The sequence below is a fragment of the Neptuniibacter marinus genome (assembly GCF_001597725.1).
Lineage (GTDB): Bacteria > Pseudomonadota > Gammaproteobacteria > Pseudomonadales > Balneatricaceae > Neptuniibacter > Neptuniibacter marinus.
Map to the genome: position 1 here is coordinate 41,074 of NZ_LUTR01000024.1, position 10,285 is coordinate 51,358.

11 protein-coding genes and 1 pseudogene are annotated in these 10,285 nt (G+C 42.1%); 4 read left to right on the plus strand and 8 right to left on the minus strand.

Annotation, left to right across the window (positions count from 1 at the left end; genetic code table 11):
• Position 1: 1 nt before the first annotated feature.
• The 4 genes from A3774_RS13770 to cobU form a co-directional block, all read right to left on the minus strand.
• Positions 2–1,210, minus strand: coding sequence for an HDOD domain-containing protein (locus A3774_RS13770; RefSeq protein WP_067868725.1), 1,209 nt, complete (start codon positions 1,208–1,210; stop codon positions 2–4).
• 73 nt (positions 1,211–1,283) lie between these two features.
• Positions 1,284–1,892, minus strand: coding sequence for a histidine phosphatase family protein (locus A3774_RS13775; RefSeq protein ID WP_197468070.1), 609 nt, complete (start codon positions 1,890–1,892; stop codon positions 1,284–1,286).
• Between the two features lie 19 nt (positions 1,893–1,911).
• Positions 1,912–2,958 (minus strand): nicotinate-nucleotide--dimethylbenzimidazole phosphoribosyltransferase, encoded by a 1,047-nt coding sequence (gene cobT, locus A3774_RS13780; RefSeq protein WP_067868730.1) that lies wholly within the window; start codon positions 2,956–2,958, stop codon positions 1,912–1,914.
• Positions 2,955–3,482, minus strand: coding sequence for a bifunctional adenosylcobinamide kinase/adenosylcobinamide-phosphate guanylyltransferase (gene cobU, locus A3774_RS13785; protein ID WP_067868733.1), 528 nt, complete (start codon positions 3,480–3,482; stop codon positions 2,955–2,957). Before cobU ends, cobT begins: the two co-directional genes overlap by 4 nt.
• 145 nt (positions 3,483–3,627) lie before the next feature.
• Between cobU and A3774_RS13790 the strand changes: the two genes are divergently transcribed.
• Positions 3,628–4,806: an NnrS family protein gene (locus A3774_RS13790; RefSeq protein WP_067868736.1), complete on the plus strand. Its 1,179-nt coding sequence runs from the start codon at positions 3,628–3,630 to the stop codon at positions 4,804–4,806.
• A 39-nt stretch (positions 4,807–4,845) separates the two neighbouring features.
• Here A3774_RS13790 and acuI read toward each other — a convergent pair whose 3' ends face one another.
• Entirely contained in the window at positions 4,846–5,829 is a 984-nt protein-coding gene (acuI, locus tag A3774_RS13795) for an acrylyl-CoA reductase (NADPH) (protein ID WP_067868739.1), read from the minus strand.
• A gap of 137 nt (positions 5,830–5,966) precedes the next feature.
• Between acuI and A3774_RS13800 the strand changes: the two genes are divergently transcribed.
• Together A3774_RS13800 and A3774_RS13805 are read left to right on the plus strand one after the other, a co-directional pair.
• Entirely contained in the window at positions 5,967–6,698 is a 732-nt protein-coding gene (locus A3774_RS13800) for a FadR/GntR family transcriptional regulator (protein ID WP_067868742.1), read from the plus strand.
• A 261-nt stretch (positions 6,699–6,959) separates the two neighbouring features.
• Entirely contained in the window at positions 6,960–7,484 is a 525-nt protein-coding gene (locus tag A3774_RS13805) for a YhcB family protein (RefSeq protein WP_067868745.1), read from the plus strand.
• A gap of 168 nt (positions 7,485–7,652) precedes the next feature.
• Here A3774_RS13805 and A3774_RS13810 read toward each other — a convergent pair whose 3' ends face one another.
• Both A3774_RS13810 and A3774_RS13815 read right to left on the minus strand, forming a co-directional pair.
• The gene (locus A3774_RS13810; protein ID WP_067868747.1) at positions 7,653–7,991 is read right to left on the minus strand and encodes a thioredoxin family protein; all 339 of its coding nucleotides are present in this window, start codon (positions 7,989–7,991) and stop codon (positions 7,653–7,655) included.
• Positions 7,992–8,113: 122 nt separating this feature from the next.
• Positions 8,114–8,875 (minus strand): Nif3-like dinuclear metal center hexameric protein, encoded by a 762-nt coding sequence (locus tag A3774_RS13815; protein ID WP_067868748.1) that lies wholly within the window; start codon positions 8,873–8,875, stop codon positions 8,114–8,116.
• 77 nt (positions 8,876–8,952) lie between these two features.
• Here A3774_RS13815 and A3774_RS13820 point away from each other — a divergent pair, with 77 nt between their 5' ends.
• A complete protein-coding gene (locus A3774_RS13820; protein ID WP_067868749.1) occupies positions 8,953–10,101 on the plus strand; it encodes a S1C family serine protease in 1,149 nt (382 codons plus the stop codon).
• A 46-nt stretch (positions 10,102–10,147) separates the two neighbouring features.
• On the opposite strand, the pseudogene A3774_RS17060 reads toward A3774_RS13820, so the two are convergent.
• A pseudogene (locus tag A3774_RS17060) lies at positions 10,148–10,285 on the minus strand (IS4 family transposase); the annotation flags it as partial.

Consider the following 10,285-nt stretch of genomic DNA (forward strand, 5'->3'; position numbering starts at 1 on the left):
TCTATTTTTTACCTTCAATCATCTTAACAGCAAGATGGTCTTTCTTTTTATTAAGCAGACAAAGTAAGCTTCGATCAAAATCACTACACTGATGAATCGCCTCTACAACCAATTTAAATATATCGTGTATAGTTCCTTCAGAACCGATTAATTCAGTCAGCTGATTGAGATACTCTAACTGCCCCTGACTACATACAACCGGTGTATCAGAGCTTTGTATATTATCACTAAGTTCAGATTCACCTTGCTCAGCTTCATCATGGGCTAAAAAAGCTAATTTACGCACCATCTCATCTTTAACAGCATTACCTGACTCAACATATTCCGGAATCAATAACTGAGCTTTGAGACCATAAGAGCGACTCACCTTAGAGACCTGCCGGAAACATTGTATGGCGACCTCTCCTACATCATCAAAGGATATGCCTGAAACACCCGATACTGCATCGATCAATTGATCATAAGATAGTTCATCACGTATATCGTGCCCATAAATCTGTTGAACTAAACCATTACAAAGAAACGGTAGACTAGTCAGTAAGTTACTATGCTCATCAAGTTTATTCATATCCACTTCAGACATGGTCTGAAGTACCTGTTTAGGGTACCCCCAGCCTGCAGCCATTTCTCGGCCTAATGCGTTAAAACTAATGCCTAACACCTCGGTCTGGATAAGTGGCCAGCTTTTATTACTGGTTTTTTTCAAGCTAAGTAGCTTTCGATATTCATCTGGTAAAGTACAAGCAACAACGATCTCACCCAAACCAAATAATAATGCTGCAAGATAAGCTTCTTCAGGATCTATACTTTTTTTACTTTTCAGAGCCAGTTCTTTCGCCATGTTTGCGCTAAGGAACTGCTTCATCATCATCCCAGGCACATCAAGGTCTGGATGCTCATCATGAAAGCTCTCTATCAGCTTAAGCGTTAAACTGATGCTCTTAATCTGGTTGAACCCCATCAGCACAACGGCACGGGATATAACACTTACATTCCCTTGTCCCCGTTTATATGCCGATGAATTAGCAAGTTTCAATAAACGAGCAGACAAGCCCGTATCTTTCATGATTGCCATAGCCAGCGCCATAGCATCGCCCTCATCCGAGGAACTAATTTGTTGAATACGATTAATCGTTGCGCTAAACACAGGGAGGTCGCCTAAGCGATCAAGGCTATGATGAATATTCTTAAGCGTTTCTGTGTACTTCATAATTTCCCGTTTTAAGCCAATGTCCTTAATAGAGTAAGGCTCACTATGTGTTAGCACTCAACTCATGGAAAGACTAAATAGGAGACTTCACATTACTGCTAATTAATTGTGGCCAACTGTGTTCCAAGTCGGCATCAAACCTTAACTGAGTAAAGTAAGCATAGTCTACTTTTATTCTTCCCCAATACTGGGGCTTAATATCAAGTAAATCAGCTACCATTGCTCTAATTACTCCACCATGGGTAACGATAAGTATTCGCTTCTCATCTCTCGCTAAAAGCTGTGTCTTCGCAGCCCGAACTCGGCTGGAGAAATCAGCAACAAGCTCACCTGACGGGGGCGGATTAGCTTCGGGATCTAACCAAAAATTATCAGCCAAATGGGACTGTTGAGCATAAACAGCTTCAAACCGCTGCCCATCCCACTCACCAAAATTGTACTCTTGTAGCTGATCAAGTATCAAAAGGTTAAGACCTAATCGCTGGGAAACCGTTTCTGCTATATAACGGCAGCGCTGAAGCGGTGAACTCACCACCAAATCCCAGCCAGGATTATGCTCGATAGCAGTTAAACTATCACGCATACCCTGTTCTGAAAGTTCAGAATCAGTATGTCCTAAATACACACCCTTCAATTCAGGTTCGCCATGTCGCAATAGGTCAAACTGCGTGGATTTCAGCAAAACAATTTTCTCCGCCAACTTATTGGCTGACACCCGCATCAGCAAACGTGGCCATATCACGATGCAGCGCGCATGCGGTTCTCATGATATTAACGGCGACAGCCGCACCACTGCCCTCCCCTAAACGCATACCTAAATCAAGCAGAGGCTGAATATCTAAAGAGTCTAAAATACCTTGATGGAACGCTTCTGGCGAACAATGGCCAAAGACCATCCAATCTTTACTATTCGGGTTAATCTGAATCGCAATATAAGCCGCAACCGTACTAATAAAGCCATCCACCACTATAGTGATACCTAGATTAGCCGCCTTTAAATACGCTCCCACCATCGCTGCAATTTCAAACCCTCCTAGGCATTTTAGAATATCCATTGGTGAGGAAAATTGCGTTCGATGTAAAACCAATGCTTGATCAATCACTTTGGCTTTATGCTGAACCCCTTGCGAACTTATACCTGTCCCTGAGCCTGCAACATCGGCCCCACTCAAATCAAGAAAAGCAGCCATAAGCGCTGAAGCTGATGTGGTATTAGCAATCCCCATCTCGCCCGCAACAAATAACTCAACCCCTCGGCGCCCTGCTCTAATTACCGCGTCCGCTCCAACATTAAGAGCGGCTTCTAATTGAGGTACACTCATCGCCGCTGTCTCAGTAAAGTCAGAGGAGCTAGCGGCTATAACTTTACTAATCACATCAGGGTGTTCAACAGGTGTAACCGTACCAAGATTAATAACCTCAAAATCAGCGTTTAACTGTTGGGCTAAAACAGAAATTGCAGCCCCTCCTGATGCAAAATTAAGAATCATTTGGGTCGTAACTTCTTGAGGAAACGCGGACACTTTCTGTTTCGCTACACCATGATCCGCTGCAAAAATAGAGATGGCTACACGATCACATGAGGGACATTCAACCGCTTGCAATCCTGCTAAACGAACCGCTATATCCTCCAATAAACCTAACGAACCTGGTGGCTTAGTTAATTGTGACTGCCGTTCAGTTGCTAGCGCCTTATAATGGAGATCAACGGGCTGAACACTAATCGCTAACCAATCTTTTAAATTCACAAACCCACCTGTTTTTCTGTTTTAACATCTAAAGGAATACCTGCAACACTCAAGGTAACGCGCTCCGCAATTTTGGCCAGTTCTTGATGTAAACGTCCAGTATTATCTTGGAATTGACGGCTTAGCTCACCCATAGGCACTATCCCCCATCCCACCTCATTGGAAACTAAGATCAAATCACCTTTAAAAGCCGTAACCACCGCTATCATATCTTGCATTCCTTGCTGCATGACTGATAAATCTTTTAGCAATAAATTGGTAAGCCAAAGCGTAAGACAATCAACCAAAACAGTCTCACCGGAGCCGCTTAATTCAGAAAGCGCTTGGGGTAAATCAATAGGTACTTCTTTAACCCTCCATTCCGCTGGACGATCTGAGCGGTGAAGCGCGATTCGCTGCTGCATTTCCGCATCACCCGCATCGGCTGTAGCAATATAAATAACAGGTTTATTAATCGCTGTAGCTCGCTCTTGTGCCAAACGACTCTTACCAGAACGAGCTCCCCCTAAAATCAATTGCCGCACACAACCTCCCAACAGACTATATTAACTATACTAAACCGCTACTCTAACCTGTTTATAGGATAGATATTTATTAACATGTATAAATAATACATAATATAAAAATAGATCCCTAGTATAACACTAGAGTCCTTCAGCGGAGATTTCGATGATTCAATTACAGGAACGCAGAGAACCTTCAGCTTTCTCGCTTTTCAATCTAGGCTTTAGGCCATTTTTCTTAGCCGGAGCTGCCAGCGCTGTTATCCTAATTACTCTTTGGCTTGTTATATATAGCCAAGGTTACCAACCTCATTATTATGATTTAGCTATCACTTGGCATGCTCATGAGATGATATTTGGATTTAGCATTGCCATCATTGCAGGTTTTCTGCTCACAGCCGTTCGCACTTGGACTAATGTACAAACCCTGTATAGCTGGCCCTTAGCAGCGCTTTTTTTAGTGTGGCTCTTAGCTAGGCTACTCCCTGCATTTGAAAGCATACCCAAAGCAGTCATCGCTATTACAGATTTAATCTTTATACCTCTCGTTGCCATCAGCATCGCTTGGCCCATTATTAAATCCAAGAACTATAGAAATTTTCTATTTCTCCCTATTCTTTTCGCCTTTTTTATCGCTAATTTACTCATCCATCTAAATCTAATGGGCATAACAGAAGACACTATAGCAACAGGCATTCAATTAGGTTTATTTCTGATTGTTATGATCATTAGCATTGTCGGCGGACGCGTTATACCCTTTTTTACAGAAAAAGGGGTCGCAGGCACTCAAAGCAGAAAGTTTCCAATAATTGAACGCTCAATTATTCCGATGACCGCCATTTGGGTTATATCTACGCTGACCAGCTATACGGGGGTTATTGTTTTTTTCAGTGCACTTGTTGGGCTGATGAATTTAATTCGGCTCGGCGGGTGGTTCAGTAACAAAATATTTACTGTACCACTGGTTTGGATCCTTCAGCTTAGTTATCTTTTTATCACTTTTGGCTATCTACTTTATGCTTTAAGCACCTTAAACTTGGTTAATCAGTCTATCGCTTATCATGCGTTTGCTACCGGGGGGATTGGCGGACTTACCTTAGGGATGATGTCTAGGGTCTCCCTCGGCCATACAGGACGAATGCTAACCGCTGGCCCAATGATAATATCTGCATTTGTATTACTTATACTCTCTGCGGTATTCCGTATCAGCATTGATATACTGCCCTTACCCTACATGAGTACTTTGCACATTTCTGGCAGTCTTTGGGTTATCGCTTGGGTTTTATTCTTAATTAAATACACAACGATTCTAATCAAACCAAGAGTAGATGGGATCTACGGATAAAAAAAGGCCTCATATGAGGCCCTTTTTTAACCTTAAGGGTTATGCATTAAGATCAATAACAACACGGCCCTTTACTTGACCATTAGTGATTTTCTCTGCGTATTCAGGCACATTATCTAAAGCAATTATCTGAGCAATTTCACCTAAAGCATTCTCTGGTAACTGAGTCAGTAAGCGTTGCCAAGCCATATTACGACGCTCGTAAGGGCAACTAACCGAATCGACACCTTGAAGGCGCACATTACGTAAAATAAAAGGCATAACAGTAGAAGGGAGTTTAAAACTAGCCGCTAAACCACAAGCGGCAACAACACCGCTATAATTTGTTTCAGCAATCATTCTAGCTAGTATAGTATCACCCGCTGTATCAATAGCCCCCGCCCATCTCTGTTTCTCTAAAGGTCTTGGCGGCTGAGCCATCTCATCGCGACTCAAAATTTCACTTGCACCTAAACCACGCAGGTAACCTTCAGTCTCAGCACGCCCAGTAATCGCTGCTACCTGATAACCGAGTCCAGCTAATATCGCGACTGCAACACTCCCTACTCCACCCGCAGCACCACTCACCACTATAGGACCACTCTCAGGTGTTACTCCGCCCTCTTCTAAAGCCATAACACATAACATAGCAGTTAAACCGGCAGTGCCTATTTGCATAGTACGAATCGGATCCATACCTTCAGGCAAAGGTACCAACCAATCAGCTTTCAAACGCGCATACTGGGAATATCCGCCCCAATACATTTCACCTACGCCCCACCCCGTTAAAACAACCTTATCTCCCTTTGAATAACGCGCATCTGCACTATCTTCGACAGTACCGACTAGGTCTATTCCAGGCACCATTGGGAAATTGCGAATGATTTTACCTTTACCTGTAACAGCCAGACCATCTTTATAGTTCAACGAAGAGTAATCCACTTTTATAAGGACATCTTCTTCCGGTAGGTCGCTCATCGCTAACTGCTCAATAGCAGACGTTGTTTTACCTTCATCTTGTTTCAAAACCAGTGCTTTGAACATACTAATCTCCGTTGAACGCTTCAATAAGTTAATTTGTCATACAAATATAAAATACTATAAATATTGAATCAATAGGCTATAATTAAATTTATCTTCTACCTTAGGTTAGTAAAGAATTTAAACGAGCGGAGTAAAAGGTGAATTTAGAGATAGGGCCAATCAACAAAAGCAGCTTATCAAAACAGGTAGCTGACCAGCTTCAAGAGGCAATTTTAGAAGGTACTCTGAAAGCCGACGACCGACTTCCCACAGAGGAGGAGCTCGCGCAACGCTTCCAAGTATCTCGCCCAACTATCAGAGAAGCGCTTAAAAGATTAGCCGCAAAAAACCTCATCCGCTCACGCCGCGGCCCAACGGGAGGGTCCTTTGTCAATCATTTAGGAACAAATGAACTCAGTGACCACTTAACCACCGCCACCACCCTTTTTGTCAGTATGAATGATGTCTCATTAGATGAGATCAGCAGCACTCGGCTTGAAATGGAAAGTTACTGCTTTCGCCTTGCCTGCCAACATCGTACCGAAGAGGACCTTAAACGATTAGAACAGCACCTCATCTATCAAAAAAATAAAAATATCAGCCCTGAAGAATTCTGTGCAGCAGATGTTCGTTTCCATCGTGCAATTGCGGATTCCAGTCACAATAAAATGCTGAGCTTTATTATGTACACTCTAATTGAAGCACTTCAACCTGTATCAAATATGATCGCTTACAGGTTTAGAGAAAGAGAAATCATTACCAGTCAGCACGAGAGAATATTTAACGCTATCAGCAATCAAGACAGAAAATTAGCTTGCGCTATTTTAGAAGAACAGATTAATTACCTGCAGCAATTACATGAAGAAGCCCAAGAGAACCACCAACAATAACAAAGCATATGATGAGTTCCGAAAAGCTAGTTCCTTATATAAAGCACCAAAAAAACACCTAAACGACTACAAAAAGTAGAATGCTCAAACCATAGGCATCACGCAAGATTTGTTTTATGCTAAGCACTTATTATACAACAGCCAAAACAAGCAATTTCTGCTACTCAAACTAAGCTCTGGGCTGCCTAAAATAGGGAGCAACTCTGTAGAATGAATGGCATAGTGTATCAGTTAATATTCGCAAGTTATTAAGGAGATCCCGTGGAAGATTTATGGTTAATCAGCATTATTTCTTTACTTATAGGTGCTGTTATCGGCTTTTTAATGGGGCGCTCAGGCAACACCTCTAATCGCCAAGCAGAACTTACTGAACAATTAGACAGTACAACCAAAGAGCTTGAGAACTATAAAGAAGAGGTCAATGAACACTTTGAAAAAACAGCTGCACTAGTTAACAACCTCACCAACAGCTATAAAGAAGTTCATGAGCATTTAGCAACCAGTGCCGTAGATTTATGTAAAGCAGGTACCATTGATCTCGCCTTAGAACCGGCTATGCATGCAAAAATCGAGAGTCAGGACAATGAGTCTGAAGAACCTGCTGAAAAAACAGAAGAAGTTACAGCTGACATTCCTCGAGACTACGCACCCAAAAGTCCTGAAGATGAAGGCACCTTATCTGAAACCTTTGGTCTGAAAGAAGAAACCGCTGAGGAAGAGCCTACTAAAGAAGGGAATGAATCTACTACAGCGGAAATAGTACCTCCTATTGCCAAGAATAAATAAGCCATCATCCTTTTATCTCGGCACCAGATTTTCGTATATCAATTAAAGGTTGCGCTATTTTTAGCCCAGCCTTTTTTTGTATTTATTGCTTTTCCACGAGCAAAAAAACAGAAAAAACTGCACAATAACCAAGTCCCCTCTGGAGTGTTTTGCTAAACGACTAATCCATCAGTGGGCGGATAAGAATAAATGACGAACATAACCACTATTTGTAGGTCTTATTAAACGGCCAATCTCTAAGCCATTGTGCAACAAGATCAAAGTTGGCCAAAGCTTAACTTTAAATGCTCGTCCCAACGGCTTACCCTTCCCATCATATAGTTTGATATGGGTAAGCTCAGGGTGATCTTTTAACTCCTCCTGCACTATCGGCTGTGCTAATTGACAATGCGGACACCAAGGCGCACCAAACTCAAGTAGAATATTTCCCGGCATCTCATTAATTTGCTCAAGAGTCGGCGCTTCTTCTAAATAATTTGCGTTAATTTCAGTTTGACCTCTACTCATATAAATTAAACCCCTCATATTTATTAAAATTAACCGAAAAAACGCCATGCTATGACTCCCACCGTTATAACAGAACAATACACTGCCTCTAAGTCAGACAAGCTTTAGACGGTTAATTTAGTCTATACAGGATTATCTATCTCTATATAGTGATGCTCTATACCAAAATGCAGCGCAAGCGCCTCTCCCAGTGCTTGCACACCATACCTTTCGGTGGCGTGATGCCCAGCGGCAAAGTAATGAATACCATTCTCTCTAGCACTATGGACTGTAGGCTCAGAAATTTCACCTGAGATGTAAGCATCCACCCCTAAATCCACTGCTTTATCTATATAGCCCTGAGCGCCTCCTGTGCACCAACCAATCGTTTTAATCTTATGCTCGCCCCCACAAATCAATAGAGGTTCTCGTCCTAAAATAGAACCTATATGCTCTGCTAACTGCTCTGCAGTAAAGGTACGCTGGAACTGGCCAATATTACCAATACTCCGAGGGTTATCAGGCTCCAGCCCTGACAGTATTTCAATCCCTAAGCGTTCTGCCAATTGCGCATTATTACCCAGTAACGGATGTGCATCTAAAGGTAAATGGTAAGCGATCAAACTGATATCATGGTCAAGTAACGCCTTAATCCTTTTTTTCTTAATTTTAGTAATACAACTATCTTCACCTTTCCAAAAAAAACCATGATGAACCAAAATAGCATCCGCCTTCTCAGCTATAGCTGCCTCAATCAGCGATTGAGATGCTGTCACACCAGAAACCAGCTTACCTATGACCTCTTTTCCCTCCACCTGAAGGCCATTGGGACAATAGTCTTTAAACTGCGATGGCTCCAAAAGAGCATCGATATAATTCATTAAATCTTCACGTTTCACTGACATTATTATCTTATCCATTCACAAAACTTTAATACGCCGTATAATTCTATGCTTATTCTGGGTAATTGATTACATAAGACATGCGTAAATTAAATTTTCTTGTTTGGCCGGTTCTAGCAGGAGTTCTCGTAGCGGTGTTACTTCTACAGCTATTCCCCAGCCTACTTTCATCAGAATCTCAGGCTATAAAATTCAGAGAAGCCCCCACTATACCTAAGAGTGGCATAGGGCTAGGACCAGTCTCATATGCTGATGCTGTCGAAGTTGCCGCACCAGCGGTTGTAAACATTTATACACGTACTATTATTCAACAGAAAGTACACCCTCTCTTCAATGACCCTTTCTTTCGTAACTTTTTTGATGCTGATAGCATCCCCCAACAAGAGAGAATCCAATCAAGCTTAGGCTCTGGCGTTATCCTTACCTCCCAAGGGTATATAGTTACTAACAACCATGTAATCACCGGCGCCGATAGTATTATAGTTGCGTTAAAAGATGGCCGTGAAGCTGTAGCTGAAGTGATTGGCACCGATCCTGAAACAGACTTAGCCGTTCTAAAAGTTGCCATGGAAGACCTTCCTAGTATTGCTCTAACCCAATCAGATAATAGCCGAGTGGGTGATGTTGTTTTAGCCATCGGCAACCCTTTTGGCGTCGGCCAAACGGTAACTATGGGAATTATAAGCGCAACAGGCCGTCATAGTTTAGGCATCAATACTTATGAAGACTTTATCCAAACAGATGCTGCCATCAATCCAGGCAACTCTGGTGGTGCACTAATCGACGCATACGGCAACTTAATTGGTATTAATACAGCTATATTCTCAAAATCGGGTGGATCCCAAGGCATTGGGTTTGCCATTCCTTCCAATTTAACAAAACAGGTTATGCAAGATCTGATCAAATATGGAAGGGTTGTACGTGGCTGGCTGGGGATTGAGATTCAGGAATTAACACCGAAACTAGCTGAATCCTTTGGCCTTAAAAACATGCAAGGGCTTATTATTGCGGGCGTATTTAGAAATGGACCAGCACACTTAGCAGGGCTTCAGCCTGGCGATGTTATGTTAACGATAAATAAACAACCCATAATGAACGGTAGAAAGTCTATGACTGAAATCGCTCGTTTCAAACCCGATGAAAGCATAGATATTGAAATACTTAGAGATGGTGAAAAACTTTCTTTCAAAGCGGTGATTGGTGAACGACCTAGAACACAAGAGCAATAAAATAAAAAAACAGGCATTCGCCCACTGCTGTCCCACAATTTTTTAATCATAAAGGGATCCTCATCTGAGGGTTCCTTTTTTTTCGCTCTGGCGGTGACGGGTTTAGTAACTCTTTCAGAGCTTTTCGTTCAAATAAGCTTAGTTGAAGAATCCGCATTACTCTCTGTACGGTCCACCCCTTTTT